This window comes from Nocardia sp. NPDC049220 (assembly GCF_040647855.1).
Classification (GTDB): Bacteria; Actinomycetota; Actinomycetes; order Mycobacteriales; family Mycobacteriaceae; genus Nocardia.
The window spans coordinates 393617-417646 of sequence record NZ_JBEZDA010000002.1 but is presented as its reverse complement, the minus strand read 5'-3'; the positions used below and the strand labels follow the sequence as shown (position 1 = coordinate 417646).

At 66.0% G+C, this 24030-nt stretch carries 22 protein-coding genes and 4 pseudogenes; 20 read left to right on the top strand and 6 right to left on the bottom strand.

Annotation, left to right across the window (positions count from 1 at the left end; all coding sequences use genetic code 11):
• Positions 1 to 99: 99 nt before the first annotated feature.
• From AB0C34_RS09040 to AB0C34_RS09015, 6 genes are all read left to right on the top strand, one after another.
• Positions 100 to 1077, top strand: coding sequence for an ABC transporter permease (locus AB0C34_RS09040; RefSeq protein WP_357069127.1), 978 nt, complete (start codon positions 100 to 102; stop codon positions 1075 to 1077).
• Positions 1078 to 1144: 67 nt separating this feature from the next.
• Positions 1145 to 2071, top strand: coding sequence for an ABC transporter permease (locus AB0C34_RS09035; protein WP_357069125.1), 927 nt, complete (start codon positions 1145 to 1147; stop codon positions 2069 to 2071).
• A 100-nt stretch (positions 2072 to 2171) separates the two neighbouring features.
• Positions 2172 to 4019 (top strand): ABC transporter ATP-binding protein, encoded by a 1848-nt coding sequence (locus AB0C34_RS09030; protein ID WP_357070077.1) that lies wholly within the window; start codon positions 2172 to 2174, stop codon positions 4017 to 4019.
• Between the two features lie 12 nt (positions 4020 to 4031).
• A complete protein-coding gene (locus AB0C34_RS09025; RefSeq protein WP_357069123.1) occupies positions 4032 to 5735 on the top strand; it encodes an ABC transporter family substrate-binding protein in 1704 nt (567 codons plus the stop codon).
• A 32-nt stretch (positions 5736 to 5767) separates the two neighbouring features.
• Positions 5768 to 7447, top strand: a complete 1680-nt coding sequence (locus tag AB0C34_RS09020) for an ABC transporter family substrate-binding protein (protein ID WP_357069121.1) — start codon at positions 5768 to 5770, stop codon at positions 7445 to 7447.
• A complete protein-coding gene (locus AB0C34_RS09015) occupies positions 7444 to 8106 on the top strand; it encodes a hypothetical protein (RefSeq protein WP_357069119.1) in 663 nt (220 codons plus the stop codon). Before AB0C34_RS09020 ends, AB0C34_RS09015 begins: the two co-directional genes overlap by 4 nt.
• A gap of 127 nt (positions 8107 to 8233) precedes the next feature.
• On the opposite strand, the gene AB0C34_RS09010 is transcribed toward AB0C34_RS09015, so the two are convergent.
• On the bottom strand, positions 8234 to 8476 hold the full coding sequence (locus tag AB0C34_RS09010) for a MoaD/ThiS family protein (RefSeq protein WP_357069117.1): 243 nt from the start codon (positions 8474 to 8476) through the stop codon (positions 8234 to 8236).
• On the bottom strand, positions 8469 to 9530 hold the full coding sequence (moaA, locus tag AB0C34_RS09005; RefSeq protein WP_357069115.1) for a GTP 3',8-cyclase MoaA: 1062 nt from the start codon (positions 9528 to 9530) through the stop codon (positions 8469 to 8471). Before moaA ends, AB0C34_RS09010 begins: the two co-directional genes overlap by 8 nt.
• A 95-nt stretch (positions 9531 to 9625) precedes the next feature.
• Here moaA and moaC (AB0C34_RS09000) point away from each other — a divergent pair.
• The 10 genes and pseudogenes from moaC (AB0C34_RS09000) to AB0C34_RS08955 all read left to right on the top strand — a co-directional run.
• Positions 9626 to 10015, top strand: a pseudogene (moaC, locus tag AB0C34_RS09000) (cyclic pyranopterin monophosphate synthase MoaC); the annotation flags it as partial.
• Positions 10016 to 10159: 144 nt separating this feature from the next.
• Positions 10160 to 10636: pseudogene (moaC, locus tag AB0C34_RS08995) on the top strand (cyclic pyranopterin monophosphate synthase MoaC); the annotation flags it as partial.
• A 123-nt stretch (positions 10637 to 10759) separates the two neighbouring features.
• Positions 10760 to 11191 (top strand): molybdenum cofactor biosynthesis protein MoaE, encoded by a 432-nt coding sequence (locus AB0C34_RS08990; protein WP_357069114.1) that lies wholly within the window; start codon positions 10760 to 10762, stop codon positions 11189 to 11191.
• Positions 11192 to 11253: 62 nt separating this feature from the next.
• The gene (locus tag AB0C34_RS08985) at positions 11254 to 11976 is read left to right on the top strand and encodes a hypothetical protein (RefSeq protein ID WP_357069112.1); all 723 of its coding nucleotides are present in this window, start codon (positions 11254 to 11256) and stop codon (positions 11974 to 11976) included.
• 196 nt (positions 11977 to 12172) lie between these two features.
• Entirely contained in the window at positions 12173 to 12895 is a 723-nt protein-coding gene (locus tag AB0C34_RS08980) for a GntR family transcriptional regulator (protein WP_357069110.1), read from the top strand.
• Between the two features lie 163 nt (positions 12896 to 13058).
• Entirely contained in the window at positions 13059 to 13634 is a 576-nt protein-coding gene (locus AB0C34_RS08975) for a sterol desaturase family protein (protein WP_357070075.1), read from the top strand.
• A 256-nt stretch (positions 13635 to 13890) separates the two neighbouring features.
• Positions 13891 to 14103: a hypothetical protein gene (locus AB0C34_RS08970; protein WP_357069108.1), complete on the top strand. Its 213-nt coding sequence runs from the start codon at positions 13891 to 13893 to the stop codon at positions 14101 to 14103.
• The gene (locus AB0C34_RS08965; protein ID WP_357069106.1) at positions 14100 to 15056 is read left to right on the top strand and encodes a hypothetical protein; all 957 of its coding nucleotides are present in this window, start codon (positions 14100 to 14102) and stop codon (positions 15054 to 15056) included. Before AB0C34_RS08970 ends, AB0C34_RS08965 begins: the two co-directional genes overlap by 4 nt.
• Before the next feature lie 40 nt (positions 15057 to 15096).
• A complete protein-coding gene (locus AB0C34_RS08960) occupies positions 15097 to 17415 on the top strand; it encodes a heavy metal translocating P-type ATPase (protein ID WP_357069104.1) in 2319 nt (772 codons plus the stop codon).
• 128 nt (positions 17416 to 17543) lie between these two features.
• A complete protein-coding gene (locus AB0C34_RS08955; protein WP_357069102.1) occupies positions 17544 to 18122 on the top strand; it encodes a GNAT family N-acetyltransferase in 579 nt (192 codons plus the stop codon).
• A 59-nt stretch (positions 18123 to 18181) separates the two neighbouring features.
• On the opposite strand, the gene AB0C34_RS08950 is transcribed toward AB0C34_RS08955, so the two are convergent.
• Entirely contained in the window at positions 18182 to 18526 is a 345-nt protein-coding gene (locus AB0C34_RS08950; protein WP_357069100.1) for a hypothetical protein, read from the bottom strand.
• Positions 18527 to 18609: 83 nt separating this feature from the next.
• On the bottom strand, positions 18610 to 19485 hold the full coding sequence (locus AB0C34_RS08945) for an NAD(P)H-binding protein (RefSeq protein WP_357069098.1): 876 nt from the start codon (positions 19483 to 19485) through the stop codon (positions 18610 to 18612).
• A gap of 84 nt (positions 19486 to 19569) precedes the next feature.
• Here AB0C34_RS08945 and AB0C34_RS08940 point away from each other — a divergent pair, with 84 nt between their 5' ends.
• The 4 genes and pseudogenes from AB0C34_RS08940 to AB0C34_RS08925 form a co-directional block, all read left to right on the top strand.
• A complete protein-coding gene (locus AB0C34_RS08940) occupies positions 19570 to 20457 on the top strand; it encodes a helix-turn-helix domain-containing protein (RefSeq protein ID WP_357069096.1) in 888 nt (295 codons plus the stop codon).
• 333 nt (positions 20458 to 20790) lie between these two features.
• Complete coding sequence (locus AB0C34_RS08935) at positions 20791 to 21030, top strand: hypothetical protein (RefSeq protein WP_357069095.1); 240 nt, start codon at positions 20791 to 20793, stop codon at positions 21028 to 21030.
• 448 nt (positions 21031 to 21478) lie between these two features.
• A pseudogene (locus AB0C34_RS08930) lies at positions 21479 to 21850 on the top strand (hypothetical protein); the annotation flags it as partial.
• A 95-nt stretch (positions 21851 to 21945) separates the two neighbouring features.
• Positions 21946 to 22167: pseudogene (locus tag AB0C34_RS08925) on the top strand (helix-turn-helix transcriptional regulator); the annotation flags it as partial.
• A 139-nt stretch (positions 22168 to 22306) separates the two neighbouring features.
• Here AB0C34_RS08925 and AB0C34_RS08920 read toward each other — a convergent pair.
• The gene (locus tag AB0C34_RS08920) at positions 22307 to 23047 is read right to left on the bottom strand and encodes a lysophospholipid acyltransferase family protein (protein WP_357069093.1); all 741 of its coding nucleotides are present in this window, start codon (positions 23045 to 23047) and stop codon (positions 22307 to 22309) included.
• 11 nt (positions 23048 to 23058) lie between these two features.
• Positions 23059 to 23808 (bottom strand): lysophospholipid acyltransferase family protein, encoded by a 750-nt coding sequence (locus tag AB0C34_RS08915; RefSeq protein ID WP_357069091.1) that lies wholly within the window; start codon positions 23806 to 23808, stop codon positions 23059 to 23061.
• Between the last annotated feature and the right edge of the window lie 222 nt (positions 23809 to 24030).

Below are 24030 nucleotides of genomic sequence, written 5' to 3'. Positions count from 1 at the left end.
ATGCCCGGACACCGCGAGCCACGCGTGTACGCACGCACGTCCTTATGATCGGGGACTAATACCTACGCTGGCCCGCCCAGCCGAAAGACCAGAGGACTGATGACCGGCTTCCTGCTACGACGCGCGCTGAACTATGTCGTGCTGTTGCTGCTGGCTTCGTTCCTGACGTTCAGCCTGGCGTCCCTGACGTTCCGTCCGCTGGACAGTCTCGAACAGCGCAACCCGCGTCCGCCGCAGGCAGTGATCGACGCCAAGGCCGAGGAACTGCATCTCAACGACCCGATTCCGCAGCGGTACCTCACCTGGATCAAGGGCATCCCGCACGGCGACTTCGGCACCACGCTGGCCGGCCAGCCGGTGAGCAGAGAACTGCCGCGCCGGGTCGCGGTGAGTCTGCGTCTGCTGATCATCGGTTCACTGGTCGGCACGGTACTGGGCGTCCTGATCGGCGCGGCGGGAGCGATCCGGCAATACCGGTTCAGCGACTACTTCACCACGGTGGTGTCGCTACTGGTCCTGAGCACGCCGGTATTCCTGCTCGCAACCCTGCTGAAATACGGTGCGCTGGAGATCAATTCGCTGACCGGCTCGCAGATATTCCTCTATACCGGCGAGACGTCGGCGACCACGATCGACGGGTTCTGGCCGCAACTGCTCGACCGCATCCAACACCTGATCCTGCCCACCGCGGGCCTCGCGCTCGGCGGCATGGCCGGCTACAGCCGCTACCAGCGCAACGCCATGCTCGACGTACTGCAGAGCGATTTCATCCGCACCGCCCGCGCCAAGGGCCTGACCCGCAACAAGGCGCTGTACAAGCACGGCCTGCGGACAGCTCTGATCCCGATGGCGACGCTGTTCGCCTACAGCCTCGGCGGCCTGATCACCGGCGCGACGTTCACCGAGAAGATCTTCGGCTGGCACGGCGTCGGCGAATGGCTGGTCGACTCGATCAACGCCCAGGATCTCTACGTCGTGGTGACGGTGACCGCCTTCGCGGGCCTGGTGGTGTTGGTCTCGGGCCTGCTCTCCGACATCGTGTACGCCGTCCTCGACCCCAGGGTGCGGGTGGGATGAGCGACAAGCCCGCAGGAGCTGGCCCACGTAATCACGCACGACCCACGAATCCCGTCACGGGGGCAGCATGACCGAAGCCGAAATCATCGTCCAGGGCGCGCCGGAGGTCACCGCGACCGGGCGACGCAAGCTGGTGTGGCGGCGTTTCCTGCGCAACAAACCCGCCATCGCGGGCGCGCTGGTCCTGATCGCACTGTTCGTCGCGAGTTTCACGCTGCCACCGCTGCTGCCCTACGACTATCAGCAGTTGGATTACACCGCGCTACTCAAACCGCCGAGTCTCGAACATCCCTTCGGCACCACCCAGATCGGCCAGGACGTGCTCGCGCAGACCTTGCGCGGCCTACAGAAGTCGCTGGTGATCGGACTCTGCGTCGCCCTGTTCTCCACCACCATCGCGGCGACCGCCGGCTCGGTGGCCGGCTTGCTCGGCGGCTGGACCGACCGCGCCATCATGTGGTTGGTCGACCTGCTGCTCGTAGTCCCGAGTTTCATCGTCATCGCGCTGTTCGCGCCGCGCACCAAAGGCAGCGGATCCATTCTGCTGCTGATCGTCCTGCTGTCCTGCTTCGGCTGGATGATCTCCGCGCGCATCGTGCGCGGCCTGACCCTGAGCCTGCGTGATCGCGAATTCGTCCGCGCCGCACGGTACATGGGCGCACCGACCCGCACGGTGATCCTGAGCCACATCCTCCCGAACATCGCCTCGATCCTGATCATCGACACCACGCTCTCCGTCGGCTCGGCGATCATGGCCGAAACCGGCCTGAGTTTCCTCGGTTTCGGTGTGCAACCACCGGACGTATCGCTCGGCTCGCTGATCGCGGCGGGCACCAAATCGGCACTGACCTACCCCTGGTTGTTCCTGTTCGCCGGTGGTCTGCTGATCGTCACGGTGCTGTGCGCGAACCTGGTGGGTGACGGCCTGCGCGACGCGTTCGATCCCGGCGCCAAGCGGGCCCGGTCGAAGAAGAAGAAGAAGGCGCACGCATGACTTGTCAATGCCCGATGGCGGCAGCTCGCGTCACCCCGCGGGGCAGCGGACCTGCGCGAAAGGAAACCGCATGACGGGCGCAGACGAAACCGAGAAGGTCATGGGCGAGAAGTCGACGACACCGCTGCTGGAGATCACCGATCTGCGAGTCTCCTTCCCCAGCGAGGAGGGCCGGATCGACGCGGTCCGCGGCGTCACCTACTCCGTATCCGACGGCGAAGTGCTGGCCATCGTAGGCGAGTCCGGTTCGGGAAAATCGGTGTCCGCGATGGCGGTCATGGGCCTGCTGCCGGAACAGGCCCGCGTCACCGGCTCCCTCCGATTCCGCGGCCGCGAGTTGCTCGGGCTCGGCGATCGCCCATTGTCCAAGCTGCGCGGCAGTGCCATCAGCATGGTGTTCCAGGATCCGCTCTCGGCGCTCACCCCGGTCTACCGAGTGGGGGATCAGATCGCGGAAGCCCTGCTGGCACACGGCACTATGCGAAAAGCCGAGGCCGCGAAACGGGCGGTGGAATTGCTCGACCTGGTCGGCATCCCCGATCCACAGGTGCGGGCCAGGGCATTTCCGCACGAGTTTTCCGGTGGCCAGCGTCAGCGCGTGGTCATCGCCATGGCGATCGCCAACGATCCGGCGCTGATCATCTGCGATGAGCCGACCACCGCGCTCGACGTCACGGTCCAGAAGCAAATTCTGAACCTGTTGCGCAAGGCGCGCGACCTCACCGGCGCGGGCGTCATCATGATCACCCACGACATGGGCATCGCCGCCACCCTGGCCGACCGCGTCGCCGTGATGTACGCGGGCAAGATCGTCGAAACCGCCCCCACCGCTGAGTTGTTCAGTTCGCCGCGGATGCCCTACACAGTTGGGCTGCTCGGCTCGATCCCACGGATGGACGGTCCGGCGCGCCGGCCGCTGATTCCGATTGTCGGCGCACCACCCGCAATGCACGCGCTACCGCCCGGCTGCTCGTTCGCCCCGCGCTGCCCGATAGCGATCGATGATTGCCGAGTCGCCGAACCACCGCTGGAGATGACCGATCCCGGGCATGCCGCCGCGTGCATCCGCACCGCCGAGGTCGGCACCGACGCGCTGTTCGAGGCCTACCGCAGCGAGATCTCCGAGCCAGAAGCCGAGGCGGAGGTCGAATCGCAGGTGGTGCTGCGGGTTTCCGATCTCGTGAAGACTTTCCCGATCACCTCCGGCGTGGTGCTGCGCCGTCGCACGGGCGAGATCAGGGCGGTCGACGGCATCAGCTTCGAGGTGCGTGCCGGGCGCACGCTGGCGCTGGTCGGCGAGTCCGGCTCTGGCAAATCCACCGCACTCACCCAGATTCTCGATCTGGTCCGCCCCCAGTCCGGCACCATCGAGATCATGGGCAGTGACGTCGCGACCGCGAGCAAGTCGCGCAAGCGGGAGATCCGCAGAAAGATGCAGATCGTCTTCCAGGACCCCACCGCCTCGCTGGACCCCCGCCTGCCGATCTTCGACGCGATCGCCGAGCCGCTGCGGATCGACGGGCGCACACGTGCCGAAATCGCCCGCCGGGTACCGCAATTGCTGGAACAGGTCGGTCTGCGCCCGGAACACGCCGACCGCTATCCCGCCGACTTCTCCGGCGGACAGAAGCAACGCATCAGCATCGCCCGCGCCCTCGCACTGGATCCGGAGTTGCTCGTGCTCGACGAACCGGTGTCTTCGCTGGACGTCTCGATCCAGGCCGGTGTGCTGAATCTCTTGCGCGACCTGCAAACCGAGCGCGGCTTGTCCTATCTATTCGTCTCGCACGACCTGTCGGTGGTGCGAAATCTCGCGCACGACATCGCGGTCATGTATCGCGGCAAGATCGTCGAATACGGTGCGGCGGAGCAGATCTTCGCCGACCCCGAGGACGCGTACACCCGTGCGCTGATCGACGCCGTCCCGGTCCCCGCCGTCAGCCGATAGGAGCACAGCGCCATGCGGATCCGATCGAACCTCGGCGGCCCCCGGCCGCGCGCCGCCCGCTTGGCGGTACCGATCGTCGCCTTCGGGCTCGTGGTCGCGGGTTGTGGCGCCGCGGACGGCACCGAGTCCGTCGAAGGCCTGTCCGACGCACTCGGCACCAGCAGTGACATCAATCCGACCAACCCGGACCGGATTCGCGAGGGCGGCAATTTGCGCCTGGCGACAACCACCTTCCCGGCGAATTGGAACACACTGTCCAACGACGGGAACGACGGCGAGATCGCCGATATGGAGCGGCCTTTGATGCCGCGGTCGTTCACCACCGACGCGGCCGGCCAGCTCTCGATCAACACCGACTACTTCACTGATGTCCAGCTGACCAACACGAACCCGCAACAGGTCACCTACACGATCAACCCGAAGGCCATGTGGTCCGACGGCACACCCATCACCTGGGCGGACATCCGCTCCCAGGCGGCCGCGCTCAGCGGTGCGGACAAACGCTTCCTGATTGCCATCACCAGCGGCTTCGACCGGGTCGCGACGGTCGAGCGCGGCGTCGACGACCGGCAAGCCGTCATGACGTTTCGAGACCACTACGCGGAGTGGCGCGGCCAGTTCAGCGGGAACATGGCGCTGTTTCCCAAATCGGTAACCGCCGATCCCGAGGCGTTCAATCACAGCCTGGTCGATCACATGGGGCCGACCGCGGGTCCGTTCGTCCTGCAGTCCACCGACCGTACCCAGGGCCGCATCGTGCTGGCCCGCAATCCGAACTGGTGGGGGACGACGCCGAAACTCGACACCATCACCTACAGCGTGCTCGATCACACCGCGTGGGTGGGCGCGCTGCAGAACAATGAACTCGACGCGGTGCGCCTGGCCACGATCGACGAGGCCAAGACCGTCCGCAACACCTCGGGCCTGGTCATCCGCCGCGCACCAGGTAATCGCTGGCGACACATCACGTTCAACGGGGCAACCGGCTCCATTCTCGCCGAACCGAAACTGCGAGTGGCCATCTCGAAGGCGATCGACCGGCAAGGAATCGCCACCGCGACCCAGAACGGTTTGGTCGAGAATCCGAGGCCGCTGAACAGCCATGTCTTCCTACAGGGCCAGGAGGGCTATCGGGACAACAGCCTCGGCTACGACCCCGCCGCGGCGGCGAAGGAACTCGACGACCTCGGCTGGAAACTCAACGGTGACACCAGGGAGAAGGACGGTCGCAAGTTGGTCATCCGCGACGTCATGTACAACGATCCGACCTGGGTGCAGATCGCGCAGATCATCCAGCAGAACCTCGCCGGGATCGGCGTCGGACTGGTCATCGACACCAAGCCGGGCGCGGGCTACTTCACCGACGTCATCCAGCCGGGTGATTTCGATACCGCCCAGTTCATCTTCTCGGGCGACGCGTTCCCGCTGAGCAGCCTCCCCCAGATCTACGCCTACAACCCCGACGATCTGCAAGGCAACTACGGCCGAATCGGCTCGCCCGCGCTGAACGCCCTGATCGACCGCACCATCTCGGAACTGGACCCGGCGAAGGCGATCGACCTGGCCAACCAGGTGGACCGCGCCGTCTTCGAGGAAGGGCACTCGCTGCCGCTGACCCAGTCCGAAGGGAACGTCGGTCTTCGCGCCGATATCGCGAACTACGGGTCCCCCGGGCTCGCGTCCTACGACTACACCACGATCGGTTTCCTGAAGTGAGCACGCAGCACCGCTGCGGGAAGGAGCGAACCATGCGGATTCGTTCACTGACGACACGACTGGCGATTGCCGCGGTCGCGATCGGATTGGTGGCTTCCGGGTGTAGTTCGAATGACGAAGACGCGCCTCCGGGCTCGTCCGCGTCGCTCGGCACCACGAACGACATCAACCCCAGGGATGTCGGCGACCTGCGCGACGGCGGCAACCTGCGTTTGGCGATCTCGGCGTTTCCCGCGAACTGGAACACCCTGTCCAACGACGGGAACGATGCCGAGATCGGCGGAATCGAGCGGCCGATGATGCCGCGCTCGTTCACCACCGACGCGGCGGGGCAGCTCTCGATCAACACCGACTACTTCACCGACGTCCAGCTGACCAATACCAGTCCGCAACAGGTCACCTACACGATCAATCCCAAGGCCGTGTGGTCCGACGGCACCCCCATCACCTGGGCGGACATCCAGTCCCAGGCCCATGCGCTCAGCGGCGCCGACAAGGCATTCCTGATCGCCAACAACATCGGGTTCGACCGGGTGGAGAAAGTCGAGCGCGGCGTCGACGACCGACAGGCGATCATCACGTTCAAGCAGCACTTCGCCGAGTGGCGCGGGCAGTTCGCGGGCAACACCTTCCTGTTCCCCAAGTCCGTCACCGCCACCGCCGATGCCTTCAACAAGAGCCTCGTCGACGGCATCACGCTGACCGCGGGCCCGTTCCTCGTCCAGTCCACCGACCGGGCGCAGGGTCGAATCGTGCTGGGCCGCAACCCGACGTGGTGGGGCGCGACCCCCAAGCTCGACACGATCACCTACAGCGTGCTCGATTCCTCCGCTCAGCTTCTCGCACTGAAGAACAACGAGATCGACGCGGTCGGCATCGGCACCCGCGATGATCTGAAAGCCGCGAAGGACACACCAGGCATCGGCATCCGACGGGCTCCCGGCAACGCCTGGAACCACCTCACCTTCAATGGCGCGCCCGGTTCGCCGCTTGCCGATCCGAAACTGCGCGTAGCCGTCTCGAAGGCGATCGACCGGCAGGGCATCGTCACCGCTATCCAGAACGGCCTGGTCGAGAACCCGAAACCGTTGAACAACCACATCTACATCCAGGGCCAGGTCGGCTACCAGGACAACAGCCTCGGATTCGACCCGGCTGCGGCCGCCAAGGAACTCGACGACCTGGGCTGGAAGCTCAACGGAGACGTCCGCGAGAAGGACGGCCGCAAACTGGAGATCCGCGACGTGATGTATCAGGAAGACACCTGGGTACAGATCGCGCAGATCATTCAACAGAATCTCGGCGCGATCGGCGTCAAGCTGAACATCGAGACCAAGCCGGGCAAAGGCTACTTCACCGATGTGATCCAGCCGGGCAATTTCGATGTGGCGCAGTGGACGTGGGTGGGTGACCCGTTCCCGCTCGGCAGCCTCAACCAGATCTACGGGTACAATCCGAACGATCTGCAAGGCAATTACGGCCGGATCGGCTCGCCGGAAATAAACGCGCTGATCGAGCAGACCGTCTCGGAACTGGACCCGAAGAAGGCGATGGAGCTGGCGAACCAGCTCGATCGCAAGGTATTCGAGGAGGGTCACTCGCTGCCGCTGATGCAATCCGCGGGCAATGTCGCGGTGCGCGCCGACTTGGCGAACTACGGCGCGGCTGGGCTGGCGTCGCTGGACTACACGAAAATCGGTTTCGTGAAGTGATTGTCGGATCCGGCCATACCCTGGCCTATCCGATCACCGTGACGATCGGCGCCTTGGCGGTCTGTGCCGCTTGGGCGCCGTTCGGCACTCTGGACCAGGCAGCGGCGATCGCGGCGATCGCGCTCGGCATCATCGGCTATTCCGGGTACCGGATCGCTGTCGCGCACGGACTGCTTCCGTTCTGGCGTTCGGGTACCCGTCGCACCGTGCGGGTTACCCGCATCCGCCAACAACACCGCTTGCTCAGCCGGTCGTGGTTGCAAGTCGACGAAACCGGCCGTCCGCGATGGCTCCCGGTCTACTTCGATCCGGTGTTGACCACCCTGACCGAAAGCACAGCCGAACTCACCGACCGCACGATTCACCTCGCTGGACATCGTCTCTACCCGTCCGGTGACATCCGAGACGTCGAACCACCCGGCCGCGTGATCGACAACCCCAGCCGCCCCGACCCCGACGCCCCCGCCCGCACCACCACCGCCACCCGCCTGCGCCGCCGCCTGCTGTTCGACGCGCAATCCACTGTGGCCGCGCCCTTCGCCGCACTCCTGTGGGTCTACCTCGACAACGGTGGCCTTCCTGCTTTCCTCGCTGCCACCTCGATAGCGGCCGCCGCCGCTGTCTGGCTTTCGGCCATCCGCGGCTCCGACCCCACCTGACGCGCCACCGGCGGGTTCACTGCGTCGAACGCACAGCGGCCCAACTATTTCCCTCCGCGCGCCACCTGCGGTCATGGCGAGCGCGCTCGATGGTCGACAACAGCCCAGAGCAGAGATCGTGCCGCGGCTACCCGCCCGCGAATGGAGGCAACACATCGACGCGCGGTGACAGCGGCGTGCCGCTATCTCGGGTCAACTCGTCTGCCACCACGAAAGCGCAGACAGCAAGCCGCTTTTCGAACTCGGCGCCGTACAACGATGTGAGCATGGAGCGCAGGTCGGCGACGGTGGCGCCGGGGGGAAAGTCGAGGTCTTCGCGATCCTTGCCGACGGCTTCGGCCATCGCGGCGAAGTACCGGATTTCAACCACCGATTGCTCCCATCGTCCGTTCTGGAGGGGCGAAACCCTCGGCATCGATGCCGTGGCCCGCCCACTTGTTCCACATTGCACCGCGCCAGAGGTTCGCGATCTCGGCATCGTCGGCACCCGAACGCAGGACCTGCCGCACATCGAATTCCTGGTCACTGAACAGACAAGACCGCAGCATGCCGTCGGCAGTGAGCCGGGTCCGGTCGCATGAGCCGCAAAAGTTGCGGGTTACGGTGGCGATGATGCCCACCACAGCGGGACCGCCATCGACCAGCCACCCCTCGGCCGGTGCCGAGGGATCCTCCCGCCGCCCCGCTTCGGTCAGTGTGAACCGCGTACCGAGCACGTCGAGCAGTTCGGCGGCCGTCACCATGTTCGAACGCGCCCATTCCCGGTCGGCGCCCAGCGGCATCTCCTCGATGAAACGCAACTCACATCCCTCGCCCAGGCACCACTGCAGTAGATCCGCCGCGTTGGTGAGGGTGTGGCGCATGAGTACCGCGTTCACCTTGATCGGCGCCAGGCCAACCTCGCGGGCGGTCCGAATACCCGCCAGCGCCGAGTCGAGGCGATCACGCCGGGTGAGCCGGGCGAACCCCTCTCGGTCGACAGTGTCCAGTGAAACGTTGACCCGCTGTAGTCCGGCCGCGACCAGACCGCGAGCGCGATGCTGTAGGCCGATACCGTTGGTGGTCATGGACAGCGGGGTTTCGGGCACCTGTTCGTGACAGCCCGCGACGATCCGTTCGAGATCGTGTCGCATCAACGGCTCACCGCCGGTGAACCGGACTTCCCGTACGCCGAGTTCGCGGACTGCCAAGACCACCAGTCGCACGATCTCCTCGACCGTCAGCAGTTGCTCTCGCGGTATCGGCGGCAGACCCTCTTCGGGCATGCAATATACGCAGCGCAGGGAACACTTTTCGGTGATCGAGACCCGCAGATCGCGGGCAACCCGACCGAAGCGATCGACCAGATCGGAAGTGTCGGGGCGTCCGTCGAGTGCAGGACCCCTGTGGCGAACCTTGGGTATCCCGACCTCGACCAGACGCATAGTCCGAAGTATGGCCTGCGTCACAGCACTGCCGATCAGCACGGCTTCCCACTAGTGGCCATCGCCGCAGCCGCTGGCGGCGCCCTTGTGCGAAAGTGGTCACCGTGAGCGACAGCACCCGGATCGCGGTCGCCGGTGGCGAGTTGTGGACCACGGCGGAAGTCATCGCACTGGTACGCGCCGATGACATGCCGAAGGCCGACGTGCTACCGACGGCGCGGATCGCTGGAATCATGGCGGCGAAACGGACTTCGGAGTTGATCCCGCTCTGCCATCAGCTGGCTCTGTCGTCGGTGCAGGTCGAGTTCGGTTTCACCGACACCGCCATCACGATCCAGGTGACGGCGAAAGCCAACGGGCCCACCGGCGTCGAGATGGAAGCGCTCACTGCGGTCACCGTCGCCGGGCTCACCTTGCACGACATGGTGAAGGCGGTGGACCCGGCGGCAGCTGTGCAACGGGTCCGGCTGATCAGCAAGGACGGCATCGCCCGTGAGCCCGATCATCTTGCCACCCTTGGGAGGTGAGCGCGGTGTCCGCGTGGCACGAGACTGTGCGAGTGTGATGGATATGGTCTTGGCGAAGCATGTGGGTGTGTGTACTGTGCGGCTCGCTGACACAGTCCGGTCATGAGCGAACTGTCCCATGTCGACCGGGAAGGGCGCGCACGCATGGTCGATGTCAGCGCCAAGGCCGACACCACGCGGATCGCGGTCGCCGCGGGCGAACTACGCACCACTGCCGAAGCAATGACGGCATTGCGTGCCGAGACCGCATGGCGGTCGGATGCGCTGGCCACCGCCCGAATCGCGGGCATTGCAGGGGCGAAGAAGACGTCGGAGTTGATTCCACTGTGCCATCAACTGGCGCTGTCCTCGCTCCAGATCGAGTTCGGTTTCACCGACACCACCATCACGATCCAGGCGACAGCGAAAACCAGTGGGCCCACCGGTGTCGAGATGGAAGCGCTGACCGCGGTCGCTGTCGCCGGTATGACCTTGAACTATCTGCTGAAGGCGGTCGACCCGGTGACAACACTCGACGCGGTGCGGCTGCTCACCAAGGATGGTGGCAAGCACAAGCATTGGGAGCGGCCGGATTCTGATCGCCCGTCGATCGAGGCGGCGCCCGCAACTACCGTTCAATTGTTCGATGACGGCCCACGTGCCCACCGCCCGGCTGTTCCGCAGCCGGAGCGGTAGCACCGGTGTCGCCGTAAGGCGGGAATCATGACAGCAACCGACTTCGTCCGGCTCACCCGAATCAGTGACGAGCCGCTGGATGCGGCCGAGGCCGAGGCCGCGGTCAGCGGCCCCCAACACGGCGCGACAGTGGTGTTTACCGGCACGGTACGCAATCACGATGGCGGCCGAGAGGTTTCCGCGCTGCATTACTCGGCTCACCCCGAGGCCGAGCGGTTCCTGCGCCAGGTGTGCGAACAGGTGGCCCGGTCGCACGGCCTACCGATGGCCGCTGTGCACCGCGTCGGTGAACTAGCGATCGGCGATCTCGCGGTCGTCGCCGTGGCAGCCGCGGCACACCGCGCCGAGGCATTTGCCGCCTGCGCGGAACTGGTGGAACACATCAAGCACGAGGTGCCGATCTGGAAGCGCCAGCTATTCTCCGACGGACTCTCGGAGTGGGTGAACGCCTGCGGTTGACCAGGCAATATCACCAAGGATGGGACTAGGGCCCTGCCGCCATCAGCGTAGCCTCCGCGATTATGTCTAGTGCCGACAGCTTCTATGCCTTACGTTCCGGCTACGCGCCGCAGATCGGCGAGGCTACGCAAGCACCAGGTCGTGAACGTGGCGCGGTTTTGACGGTAAGCGATCTCGGTCACCTTGTTGTGACGTCCGGGAGAATGGTCGTTTGCGATTCCGCGTCCCTGGGCACCGGACCCGTCGGCCCGCAATCCGGACGACTCGGTTCCGGTCTGATCCCGGTATTCGATCCGGTTCCGCTTGGTCGGCACCCGGTGCGGCTCACCTCGGCGGACCGGAGTGGCAGCCCTTCTCCAGTGCACGCGTATCTCAGCGTGGTGTTCAGCGAGGAACCGACGGCAACGATCGAGCCATGGATCGCAGTCGGCGGCGAATCGGTGCGGGGCGAGCCGGCGGACAATTTCGTATCCGTGGAGAGCGGAATCATCGGATTGCTGGACGCCGCGGCGGCCCCGCGCGCACCAATCCGCTTCAATGACGCATGGCCGCAAAACATTCCATGCGATAATCTCGCTCCGCCGTTCACCGAGGGCGACGCGAGCCTCGTCTTCTGCCGCTGCAGCGTCGGCGCATTCCCAGTCATCGCCACCAGGGACGCGGCCGCAACCGTCACCGGACTGCATATCGATTTCGCCATCGTGGGCCCGAGCAATCGGAAGCAATGGTGGAAAAGCCGACACACACACGCCCACACCGACAGTCGACCGATGCCGAGCAGCTGACCAGCCCGAGCGGTACCAGGCGGCGCTACCGCCCCGGCCACACTGAAATAGGGGGCGGCGCCGTCCGAGCGACCAGGCGAATCTGGGCCTAGGTCGTCGAATCCTCCGCTGATCGACAACGTGCGCTCGAACCAAGACTGGTAGTCGATTGGTCTGACCACTTGACCTCCTGACCAATGGGGAGCACAGTAGGCCTATGGCGTTGCAACCTGTGGTCAAACGGTCGGTATCGGCGGACGTGTTCGAACAGATCGCGGCGGACGTGCTCAGTGGGGAACTGGCGCCCGGCGTGGCGCTGCCGAGCGAGCGACAGCTGGCGGAAGCGTTAGGGGTGTCGCGGCCCGCGGTGCGGGAGGCGCTCCAGCGGCTTGCGGCGGCCGGGCTGGTGTCGGTGCGACAGGGCGACGCGACAACCGTGCTGGACTACCGGCGCGGCGCGGGGCTCGAGGTCTTGCCAAGGCTGCTCGTGCAGGCCGGCGAGTTGGACCCGGGGGTGGCACGCAGCATCTTGGAGGCACGGCTGCACAACGGGCCGAAGGTGGCCGAACTCGCCGCCCGACGGGCCGACGCCACCGAACCCGACGGGATACCCGCGCTACTGAGCGCCTCCGTCGAAGCGCTTGCCACCGAACAGGATCCGATTGTCCAGCAGCGGCACGCGATGGAGTTCTGGGATCACGTCGTGGACGCGGCCGATTCGATCGTGTTCCGGCTGATGTTCAACATGTTGCGCGCCGCCTACGAACCGGCGCTCGCGGCGCTGGCCCCGATCATGTCCGCCGAAGTGGGCAACGTCGAGGCCTACCGCGAATTGGCCGCCGCCATTGTGGCGGGACGGCCGCAGCAGGCCGCCAGTACCGCTCACGCCCTGCTCGAGCCGGCGACCACCGCTCTGATCGAAGTCCTCGGCGGACACTGATCACGCACCCCTAGGAAGAATCATGACGAAACCCAAGACATCCGCACCGGATTCCGTCGAGGCGGACGCGCGGGCGCAGGTGCGCCGGGACGAGCGGTCGTTGCGCCGCGGACTCACCCTCGGCCAGGCATTTGGCGAGTTCCTCCGGCATCCCTCGCCGTGGATGATCGGCAGCACGCTGGTCGGCGCTGTGATCGGCCGGATCGTCGTCGGAGACTGGCAGCCGACCGACCTGCTCGTACCCGCCGTGATGCTGGCGGTCTTCCCGATCTTCGAGTGGATCGTGCACGTCACCGTCTTGCACTGGCGACCGCGGCAGCTCGGCCCGATTCCGATCGACAGCGAACTGGCCCGCAAACACCGTGAGCACCATGTGGATCCGCGGAACATCCCGCTGATCTTCATCCCGACCAAGACGCTGTCCGTGCTGGTGGTCGTGCTGATCGCCCTGGCCGCGTTCGCTTTCCCGCGCCTCGGCCTCGGCCTGACCTTCCTGATCACGATCACCCTGCTCGGCCTGGTTTACGAGTGGACGCACTACCTGATCCACACCGACTACAAGCCGAAGCGCTCGCTCTACCGTGCGGTCTGGCGCAACCACCGGCACCACCACTACAAGAACGAGCACTACTGGTTCACGGTCACCACCTCCGGCACCGCCGACCGGCTGTTGGGCACCTACCCTGACCCGGCGACCACCGAGACCTCCCCCACCGCCAGGAACCTGCACTCGGTGTGAATCCGGCGGCCGTCTTTTCCAGCGAGTTCGCGCCGGCGGTGGCTGATCGAGGTAGCGGCCCGATGCATACCAGCTGATTATCGGCGGCGGAACACGGCGGGATTGCCCCTGCACGAAACGCGGCATCCAAGCCCGGTTCGCAACCACTGCGGACCGGGCCTTCCGCATGCCCAGGCGCGCGCCGCTTGACACGCAGATACCATAGGGGGGTACGGTAAAAGAGCACGGCGGCAGTCCGCGGAGAAGGCGAACGACCATGAGCACCGCCACGACCCCGACCACCCCACGGACTCGCGGCTGCCATGCCACCTCGGTTCGCGAGGAGATCGATCACATTTCCGGCGCCGGCCTCGTCAGCGGCCTGGTGGCCCTCGACGCGACCCCGGTCAAGCATGGCGGTGCAGCCTCGCAAGCCGGTCGAGTCGACCACGCACTCGTCCATCGGACCCCGAGCGAGACACCTCGATGAACACAATCACCACATTCGCCGGTTTCACCCTCGGCCTCGCCGCCGTCTTCGGGATCGCGGTCGCGACCGGTGCGGCGATCGGCCCCGAGCCGAACGAGCCCGGCCACGATTCGACCACGCACCGAAACAGCTCCACATCAGACGATGCCGGGCCGGCTGACCTACCAGGAGGAATGCTGGCCACCGACCACGGATACACCCTCCGGCTCGACACCCCACAGACAATCGCGGCACCGAACGTCCCAGTGCGCTTCCGCATCCTGAACCGAGACGGCGCGCCCGTCACCCACTACCTGCGCAGCCATGACAAGGACCTGCACTTGATCGTGGTGCGCAGAGACATGGCGGCATTCCAGCATGTGCACCCCACACTCGAGGGCGATGGGCACTGGAACGCACTTCTGGATCTCACCCGTGCGGGTGACTACCGGGTCTTCGCCGACTTCACACCGGAGGGCGGCGACAACCTGACGCTCGGCGCCGACCTGCGCGTCGGCGGCGTCTACGATCCGCGGCCCCTGCCTGCCGCCGCGTCGACGACGACAGTCGGCGGCTACACCGTCACGATGGACGGCGACGTCATCCCAGGACAGAGCTCGAAAGTCAGCCTTTCGCTACAGCGTGACGGCAAGCCGGTCACCGACCTACAGCCCTACCTCGGCGCTTACGGCCACTTGGTGGCGCTGCGCGCCGCGGACCTCGCTTACCTGCACATCCATCCGGATGGTCACCCCGGGGACGGGGTGACCCCGGCCGGACCGGGCATCGCCTTCCAGGTGCTGGCACCAAGCGCGGGCGACTATCGACTGTTCCTAGACTTTCAACATGACGGCGTGGTCCGGACTGCCGAACTCACCCTGACCGTCGCGCCGAGCGCCCGCCTCGCGGCCCTCGAACCCGCACACACCGAATATGACCACCCGGAAACCGCACCCAGCGGCCACAGCCACTGACCGGCACCGCCCCCACCCGCGCCGCACAGAATGGAGCGCAATGACCACCGTGACACAACCACCCATGACCGGGCGGGTCGAACTGGTGATCGGCGGCATGACCTGCGCATCCTGCGCCAGTCGCATCGAGAAGAAGTTGAACAAACTCGAGGGCGTCACCGCGAGTGTGAACTACGCCACCGAGAAAGCGCGGGTCGATGTCGTCGGCGACATCTCGCCGCACGACCTGATCAGCACCGTCGAGCAGGCCGGTTACACGGCGGCACTGCCTGTCGCGGCGCAGCCGCCGGAAACCGCCGCCGTGGACGATCCCACCGCCGCACTGCGCACCCGGCTGCTGGTCACACTGGCGCTGTCGGTGCCGGTGATCGCCATGGCGATGATTCCGGCACTACAGGTCACCAACTGGCAATGGCTCTCGCTTGTCCTCGCCGCGCCTGTCGTGGTGTGGGGCGCGCTGCCGTTCCATCGCGCGGCATGGACCAATCTGCGTCACGCCACCTCGACCATGGACACCCTGGTGTCGATGGGAACCCTCGCGGCGCTCGGCTGGTCGGTATACGCGCTGTTCTGGGGCACCGCCGGGATCCCAGGCATGACGCACCCGTTCGAGTTCACCATTTCGCGGATGGATGGCGCCGGAAGCGTCTACCTGGAGGCAGCAGCCGGCGTTACCACGTTCATTCTGGCGGGCCGCTTCTTCGAGGCACGCTCCAAGCGGCACGCCGGTGCGGCCTTGCGGGCTCTGCTGGAACTCGGCGCCAAGGAGGTCTCGGTGCTGCGCCGTGCGAGCGACGGGCCCGGAGGAGGCAGCGAGCATAACCACGCAGGGCCCCGGGAGCACGGCAATGGATACCGCGAAACCGAGCAGCGGATTCCGGTGGAGCAGTTGGTCGTCGGCGATCGATTCGTGGTCCGGCCCGGCGAGAAAATCGCCACCGACGGCGTCGTAGTGGAGGGCTCCTCGGCGGTCGACGCCTCGATGCTCACCGGCGAGTCGGTGCCGGTGGAGGTCGGACCGGATGACGCCGTGGTCGGCGCCACGGTGAACGTCGGCGGACGGATCGTGGTGCGTGCCGGCCGGATCGGATCCGACACCCAGCTGGCACAGATGGCGCGGCTGGTCGAGGACGCCCAGAACGGCAAGGCGCAGGCGCAGCGGCTGGCCGACAAGATCTCGGGGATCTTCGTGCCGATCGTGATCGCGCTCGCGGTCGCAACGCTCGGTTTCTGGCTCGGCACCGGCGGTTCGGTAGCCGCGGCGTTCACCGCGGCGGTCGCCGTGCTGATCATCGCCTGCCCGTGCGCGCTCGGCCTGGCCACGCCTACCGCGCTGATGGTCGGCACCGGTCGTGGCGCACAACTGGGCATCTTGATCAAGGGTCCCGAGGTGCTGGAGTCCACTCGACGGGTGGACACGGTGGTGCTGGACAAGACCGGCACCGTCACCACCGGCAAGATGACGCTGCTCGACGTCGTCGCCGCCGAGGGCGAGCAGGTCGCGCAGATCATGGAACTCGCCGGTGCGCTGGAGAATTCTTCCGAGCACCCGATCGCGCGAGCGATCGCCAAAAGCGCCAGGGAACAGGTGGGCGAGCTGAAGCCGGTCGAGGATTTCGAGAACGTCGAGGGCCTCGGCGTGCAGGGCACGGTCGCGGGCCATGCCGTACTGGTCGGGCGGGCTCGGCTGCTGGCCGACTGGTCGCAGCACCTGGATGAACACTTGGCGCAGGCGATGCGTGCCGCCGAGGCCGAGGGCAAAACCGCCGTTGCGGTGGGCTGGGATGGCCGAGCGCGCGGGGTGCTCGTAGTCGCCGATGCGGTGAAACCGACCTCCGCCGAAGCCATCTCGCAGCTGCGCGCGCTCGGCCTCACACCGATCCTGCTGACCGGTGACAACAAGGCGGCCGCCGACGCGATCGCCGCGCAGGTCGGGGTCGACACGGTGCTCGCGGAGGTACTGCCGCAGGACAAGGTGGCGACCATCGAGCGGTTGCAGGCCGAGGGCAAGGTAGTCGCCATGGTGGGCGACGGTGTGAACGACGCCGCAGCGCTGGCCCGAGCCGATCTGGGACTCGCCCTGGGCACCGGCACCGACGTAGCGATCGAGGCGGGCGATCTGACTCTGGTCCGCGGCGATCTGCGGGCGGCGGTGGACGCGATCCGCTTGTCACGCAGCACCCTCGCGACCATCAAGGGCAATCTGTTCTGGGCGTTCGCCTACAACGTCGCCGCGATCCCGCTGGCCATGGCGGGCCTGCTGAACCCGATGCTCGCGGGCGCCGCGATGGCGTTCTCCTCGGTCTTCGTAGTCAGCAACAGCCTGCGCCTGCGGCGCTTTCGCTCCACCGCGCGGTAGCGCGAAGTCCGGTCACGTCTGCGCACAACGAAATTCGCGACAAACGAGCGCGCCGTTCGCGCGAACGACACTCTGCAGGCCAGAAATGCGGTGGACGATCGATATAAGTGCGGAGAATACTTGCTGACGTGATCAGCTGGCGACGGCTCGACGAGCACGACTTCCCTGTGCTCGCACAATGGCTGGGGCAACCACATGTAGCGCGATGGTGGGCGCACGAGACTTCCGACGAGGCCGTTCGCCGCGACTTCGGCCCGTCGGCGCGTGGTGAGGAGCCCAACCAGGATTGGTTGGCCCTGCTGGACGGGACGCCCGTCGGTTTGATGCAACGATGCCGCTGGGACGACTACCCCGAATACATTGAGGAGGTCGCCCCGATTCTGACCATTCCCAACTCGGCGATCAGCCTGGACTACCTCGTCGGTGAGCCCACACTGATCGGCCACGGTCTGGGAACCCGCATGATGCGATCGATGCTCGACAAAACCTGGCACGACTGTCCGGACAGCAACACCGCGATCGTGCCGGTCCATGCCGACAACGTCGCATCGTGGCGCATGCTCGAAAAGGCCGGATTCCATCGAGTGGCCATCGGCGACCTGACACCCGACAACCCCACCGACGACAAACGCCACGTCATCTACCGAACCGACCGCCCCGCCCACAGTTCATGCCGGACCCCGGACTCGACGACACGACCACGGTGAACTCGGCGCCCTTCAGTTATCGCCGAAGTCCTTGTGCCAGGGTCGCTCACCTGCTCGTATCAGCCCGGAATTGTGGTCACCGTGACCAACGACGGTTGGGTGAACATTCCGTACACCTCGATCGACAGCGCGCCGTTCGTGGTCTCGGTCGCCCACTGCGCGTGCTCGGTGATCCCCTGCCCGAGCATCGCTTTCGCCCCGGGCGACCAGGCCACCGCCACTTGACCGAGCGCGGGGCCGAGGTTCATGTTCGCGATGGCGGTCGACTCGCTGTGGTCGAAGTAGACCTCGGTCCCACCGGGAAACGGGTTCAGCACCACCGCGGAGGCGGGCGCACCGGCGAACGCCGCCGCCGAACCTCCCGCTACCAGCGCTACCAAGACTGTCACGATCCGACGACGCATCCGAGTCCCCTTTTCGCGTAGGCGCGTATCACCGGCGTCCGCCAGTCCTGCCACCTTTGCCCAGCGCTCATCATTCGGCAATTCTATGTGACGTCACTCACATTCACGAAGTCGGCCTCGAACGCGCTCGCGTGGTCGGTCGCCCATTCGGCGTAGGTACGGGCGCGACCGAGGATCTGACGTACATCGTCGGTGACGATCGCGTTGTGTCCTGCGCGAACGTAGGCCTGACCCGCGAGCGCCCCGTCCACATACTCGGCGGACATCCCCGACGCGAGCATGTACGCACGCGCTTCGGTTTCCGGAATATCGACAACCTCCACCGCGTGACCGACAACGGCGGCCAGGGTAGCGGCGAGGTCATGGGTGGTGCGTAGTTCGGGACCGGTGAGTGTGTAGACCCGGCCCACGTGCTCGGCGGACACCAGAGCCTCGACCGCTACCCCGGCGACGTCGCGCGGGTCGATGACACCCTGCGCGGCCGGGCCCGTCATATTCGGCACCGGGTTCCCGGAACGGATAGCTTCCGCCCAGCTCGAGGTGTTGGAGGCAAAGGAACTGGGGCGCAGGATGGTCCAGTCGACACCGCTCTCGCGCACGGCATGTTCGCCCGGCAGATGCCAAGTCCCGACGCGGCCGAGCCCCGCATCACCAGTGCCGATAGCGGACAGCTTGACGATCCGGCCGACTCCCGCGTCCCGCGCCGTCGTGATCAGGGCACGGTCGACCTCGACGTACTCCGGGCCGAGCACACCAACGATGAAAGCGGCGTCCGCGCCGGACATCGCCGCCGCGATCGACGGGAGGTCGGTGTAGTCACCGCGCACCACCTCGACGCCGGCCGGGACCTCGGCGCGTTCCGGATTCCTGGTCACGGCTCGAACCTGCTCGCCGCGGTCCACGAGCTGCCGGATGATTTCGCTGCCGATAGTGCCTGTCGCACCGGTGATTACGATCATGTGACCACCGTGCCGCGCGTTGTCGCAGGTCGCTAGGAAATTTCGGCACACCTGCCCGAGCCGGGACTGCCTACAGTGGATGCGGTGACTTCCCTGCTGCATCGGCCGCCGGTCGTGCCGGCCGACCTGGTCGAGACGTCCGAGCCGGCACCGGAGTCGTTGCGACCGTGGCTGTCGGAACTCGGCCGAATCCCGACTCTGTTCGACCTGTCCGAGCCGTTCACGCACATTCCGCAAACCTCGACCACCATCGTGCTGCGCGACGAGCAGCGCGGTCCCCGCGCTGCGCTCGTCGTCGGGCCACAGACCAAGGCGATCTACTCCCGCGCGAGTACGCCCGCGGGCTGCGTCCGCCTGCGTCTGGCGCCCGGCGCGATTCGCTCGCTGCTCGGCGTGCCCGCCGCGCTGCTCACAGATCGGGTTGTGCGCCTGGAAGACCTGCCCGGCCCCGCCGCCGACCTCGCCACCGTACTGATCGCTGTCGCGCCCGACGAAGTCCTGCCGTATCTGGAAGGCGTACTGCCGCACCGCATCACCGATGACGCGGTCCAGCGTGCCGAGCGCAGTTTGCTCGGCAGCGCAGTCGCTGCCATCACGACCGACCCAGCCCTTCCGGTACCCGCCCTCGCCGCGCGACTCTCGGTCAGCGAACGCCAACTCCGCAACCTGTTCACCAATGGAATCGGCGTCTCCCCCAAACACTTTGCGCGGATCGACCGGGTGCGCAGAGTCCTGTCCCATGCCGGCGACAGCAGCTCGGCCGACAGCACCGGCACCGCGGACTATTACAAGCGGTCGACGGTCAGGATTCCGCGGATTTCATTAGCCCAGCTCGCGACAGATAACGGCTACTACGATCAATCCCACCTGTCGGCGGACTTCCGAACTCTGATGGGTGTACCGCCATCCAGGTTCTTTCGCGGCCAGTTACCCACGCCTACCCCGTGCCGGCCGCTGCATTCCGGCTTCTGAACGCCCCCGCTGTGCCGTCTCGTGCTCGCCGCTGTCGAAGGCCATTTACCCGAGTAGGTACGTCTGCTCGGCTGCTGCACCGAACGGCGCGACGAACATCTTCCGTGTCCATGATGGACTACAACTGAGCGCACGATCGACCGTCGACGCGTCGCCGAACCCGAGGTCATTGGTCGTTACCCGGTATCCGAACCGGGCGCAGAACAAGTCCGCGAGAATCACCGGAACTGGCGGACGGCTGCTCCCCCTCATCCACCCGGCGTGGCACGTTCGATGTCTCGGGCAGGTGATCGGGCATCCTGGAAAGGGGTCCTGTCCGGCGGGAGGCTACCGATGAAAGAGCCGACACACAGCGTGGGTGGTACACGTTCGCCACATCCCGACGAACCCGACGTGCATCTGTCGGTTTTCCTGCATGGTGCACGATTCGATTTCGCCGCCTGCATCACCGCTGCGGTGACTTTCCTTCGAGAGCATCGTGAGCGCCACTATGCCGACGCGGTGGATGTACTTCCTGGTCGCGCCGAAGGCCTGCCGCGGTTGCCTAACGAACGGCTGTACCTGGAACCATGATGGTTCCGATTCGGACACGGCCGACGCCCCACCTACGCGTCTGGGGACGGTACGAGCGTTCGGTCGGCCACTCGCCCTTTGGCTCGACGCTTAACCATTTCCTCCTGCTCCAAGACGGCGGCTTGCGAGGGTGGGCGCTGTGCCGCCGAGGCGGACCGCGATGGGTCGGACAGCAACTAGGTCGCATGGTAGGCATGCTCATACGGCGTAAGTGCGGTATGTCCGAGTTTCTGACGGTTACCCTCTCCGAGTACTCGATTCCAAGCATTGACCGCGAAGACGCAACCCGTGTCGCGGCGATATCCGGCGACGCGGTGCGGTTGGGGGGATTCTCAAGTGCTCGGTAGATGGTTTCGCAATAATGTCCTGCCAAGAGTAGAAAACGTGGTGGGAGGGTTGGCCGAGACCAGAGCGGGCCTTCCTCGTGGATTCTCACAAGAGCTGGATCATGTTTCAAACCAAAGACCAGACGACGACAGCCATTTCGCGGAAAAAAATTCGGGGTGCGGGCAACGATGGCGGCAGTACTCGACCGACCGACACTCGGTCTGCGCAGCCCACGCCACCGCCAAAGGCCATACCGCGCAAGCCGGCTCGGTTGCCCGCAGGTGAGTGGCCCGACCTGACCTCACGCGAGCTCACGTCGTTCGGGAGCTGGTTGAGAGCTGCCCGTGAAGGCCGAGGACTGAGCCAGGACAAACTCGCCGCTCTGCTCGGCAAGCCCGGTTCGGGCCCCTATATCGGTCAGATAGAACGCACCGGGAAGGTCACCCACGCGATGGCGCCGCGTCTGTTCGACGTATTGGACGCCCCTGAAGATGTGCGTGCGGCTGTTGTGCAGCGCTACCTGAGGGCTCCTGATTTCCCCGATCCTGCCCCGCACCGGACGCCAACAGCTGGTTCCGGGAGGCACGCGGCACGAGGGGACTCTCCCAGACGGAGTTGGCTGCACGCGCGGGGGTCAGCACAAGCGGCTATGCCAAGCGGGAGCGCGCTGCCCAATTCGATAACCCTCGCGGGGAGAGCGCAATCAGCCTCGTGTACGCGCAAAAACTACTCAGAGGGCTGGAGGCCCCCGATCATGTCACTGTGGCGGTAACGGATAAATTCTTTCCGGGCGCGGTGTTGGAGAAGTAGCCGATGGTCCCCGCGCGCCGAGGCGCACATTCCTGACGGCGTCGGCCACTACTCCGCGTGGCCTCTGACAAGCCCACGCAGCCCGACAACTGTGCGGACTCGCGCCACGTCCGCACCCTCCGCTGAGGGTCCGCCACGATCAGCGGTTTTCGGCTCGGCGCCTGGCCAGTTCCTCCTGTTCCAGAACGGCGGCTTCTTCGAGGGTGGGTGCCGTGCCGCCGAGACGGGCCGGCACCCAGCGGGCGCCGGTCGGCATCGGATAATCCCGCTGGGCGCGGTCGAGCAGCTTGCTCATCCGCGCACGCAGGGTAGCGGTGAGCTCGTCGGCGGGTGCTGTGGGCGCGATCGGCTCACCGATGCGGATGTTGATCGGAAAGTTGTGGTAGCCAAGGCGTTTCGGAATGTCTTTGGTCCAGATCCGGTGCGCTCCCCAGATGATCAGCGGAATGATCGGGACGTCGGCGTCGATGGCCATCCGGGCTGCGCCGGACTTGAATTCCTTCAGCTCGAAGCTGCGGCTGATGGTCGCCTCGGGATAGACCACGACAACTTCGCCGTCGCGCAGCGCGGCCACGGCGCGGGCATACGATTCGGCGCCCGCCGCACGGTCGACGCCGATCGCCTTGCAGTGCTTCATGAGGAAGCCGACGACGCCGTGTTCGAGTTCGGCCTTCATCATGAATCGAACGTTGCGGCCGGACTTACGCCCGGTCAACCCCACCTCTGTGAAGTCCAGATAGGCCGTGTGGTTCACTGCCAGCACCGCCCCGCCGGACCGTGGAATGTGCGTTTGGCCCTCGGTGTCGAGGCGCAGTCCTTGCGTGAAGAAGATAGTGCGGGCCAAGCCGGCGAGGATGTCGTAAACCGGTTCCCGCGTCATCAGTGCTCCCGTTACCGCCCTGCCGCGTTCTTGCGCGTGGACTTGGCCTCCGCTTCGGCGGCGTCCATCGCGTCCGCCTCCTCCAGGGTAGGCGCGCTGCCACCGAGCCGGACCGGAACCCAGTACGCGCCGGACTCGTGTACGTAGTCCTTTTGCAGCGCCAGCAGCATGTCCTGCATGGTTGAGCGCAGCTGGGCGGTGAGTTCGGCGGCGGGCTCGAAAGGCTGGATCGGCGCGCCGACCGCGATCGAGATGGGGGTGCTGGTACGGCCGAGCCGCTTCGGGAACCCCTTGGTCCAAACCCGCTGCGCGCCCCAGATGACGATCGGAATGATCGGCACCTGCGCCTCGAGCGCCATGCGTGCGGCGCCGGACTTGAATTCCTTGATCTCGAAACTGCGGCTGATGGTCGCCTCGGGATAGACGCCGACCAGTTCGCCCCGGCGCAGGTTGTCGAGCGCCGCCCGGTAGGAGTCGGCGCCGGCGGAACGGTCGACCGGGATGTGCTTGAGCGCCCGCATGATCGGACCGGAGATCTTGTCGTCGAAGACCTCTTTCTTGGCCATGAACCGGATATAGCGTTTGGGTGTGCGCGCCGGCAAGCCCGCGTAGGTGAAGTCCATGTAACCGGTGTGGTTCACCGCCAGTACGGCGCCACCACGCGCCGGGATGTGTCCATCGCCCGTGACGGTGAACTTCAGACCTTCGAGGAAAAAGACGGTACGGGCCAGCCCGATGATCGTCCGGTAGACGGGTTCCACAAGTCCGCTAGCGTAGTCGCTGCCTGCCCCATCCGGGCACAGCGCCGTCGCGATGCCGAAGCCGAGAAGGCAGGCACGAACGGCCAGCCCGCACGCGTTAGAGAAGAGGGACCGTCGAAGTGGAACGTTTCCGACCGAATCCGCAGGGATACGACCGGGAAGCGCGGGATCGAGATCGGGCGGCGCGCCACCGCCCGAATGCGGGAAGGTCTCAGTCGACGC

Excerpts from the sequence above, each read along its gene's own strand:
- AB0C34_RS09040 (WP_357069127.1), top strand. The coding sequence starts at position 100 with ATGACCGGCTTCCTGCTACGACGCGCGCTGAACTATGTCGTGCTGTTG.
- AB0C34_RS09035 (WP_357069125.1), top strand. The coding sequence starts at position 1,145 with ATGACCGAAGCCGAAATCATCGTCCAGGGCGCGCCGGAGGTCACCGCG.
- AB0C34_RS09030 (WP_357070077.1), top strand. The coding sequence starts at position 2,172 with ATGGGCGAGAAGTCGACGACACCGCTGCTGGAGATCACCGATCTGCGA.
- AB0C34_RS09025 (WP_357069123.1), top strand. The coding sequence starts at position 4,032 with ATGCGGATCCGATCGAACCTCGGCGGCCCCCGGCCGCGCGCCGCCCGC.
- AB0C34_RS09020 (WP_357069121.1), top strand. The coding sequence starts at position 5,768 with ATGCGGATTCGTTCACTGACGACACGACTGGCGATTGCCGCGGTCGCG.
- moaA (WP_357069115.1), bottom strand. The coding sequence starts at position 9,530 with ATGCGTCTGGTCGAGGTCGGGATACCCAAGGTTCGCCACAGGGGTCCT.
- AB0C34_RS08990 (WP_357069114.1), top strand. The coding sequence starts at position 10,760 with ATGACAGCAACCGACTTCGTCCGGCTCACCCGAATCAGTGACGAGCCG.
- AB0C34_RS08985 (WP_357069112.1), top strand. The coding sequence starts at position 11,254 with ATGTCTAGTGCCGACAGCTTCTATGCCTTACGTTCCGGCTACGCGCCG.
- AB0C34_RS08980 (WP_357069110.1), top strand. The coding sequence starts at position 12,173 with ATGGCGTTGCAACCTGTGGTCAAACGGTCGGTATCGGCGGACGTGTTC.
- AB0C34_RS08975 (WP_357070075.1), top strand. The coding sequence starts at position 13,059 with ATGATCGGCAGCACGCTGGTCGGCGCTGTGATCGGCCGGATCGTCGTC.
- AB0C34_RS08970 (WP_357069108.1), top strand. The coding sequence starts at position 13,891 with ATGAGCACCGCCACGACCCCGACCACCCCACGGACTCGCGGCTGCCAT.
- AB0C34_RS08965 (WP_357069106.1), top strand. The coding sequence starts at position 14,100 with ATGAACACAATCACCACATTCGCCGGTTTCACCCTCGGCCTCGCCGCC.
- AB0C34_RS08960 (WP_357069104.1), top strand. The coding sequence starts at position 15,097 with ATGACCACCGTGACACAACCACCCATGACCGGGCGGGTCGAACTGGTG.
- AB0C34_RS08950 (WP_357069100.1), bottom strand. The coding sequence starts at position 18,526 with ATGCGTCGTCGGATCGTGACAGTCTTGGTAGCGCTGGTAGCGGGAGGT.
- AB0C34_RS08945 (WP_357069098.1), bottom strand. The coding sequence starts at position 19,485 with ATGATCGTAATCACCGGTGCGACAGGCACTATCGGCAGCGAAATCATC.
- AB0C34_RS08935 (WP_357069095.1), top strand. The coding sequence starts at position 20,791 with ATGAAAGAGCCGACACACAGCGTGGGTGGTACACGTTCGCCACATCCC.
- AB0C34_RS08920 (WP_357069093.1), bottom strand. The coding sequence starts at position 23,047 with ATGACGCGGGAACCGGTTTACGACATCCTCGCCGGCTTGGCCCGCACT.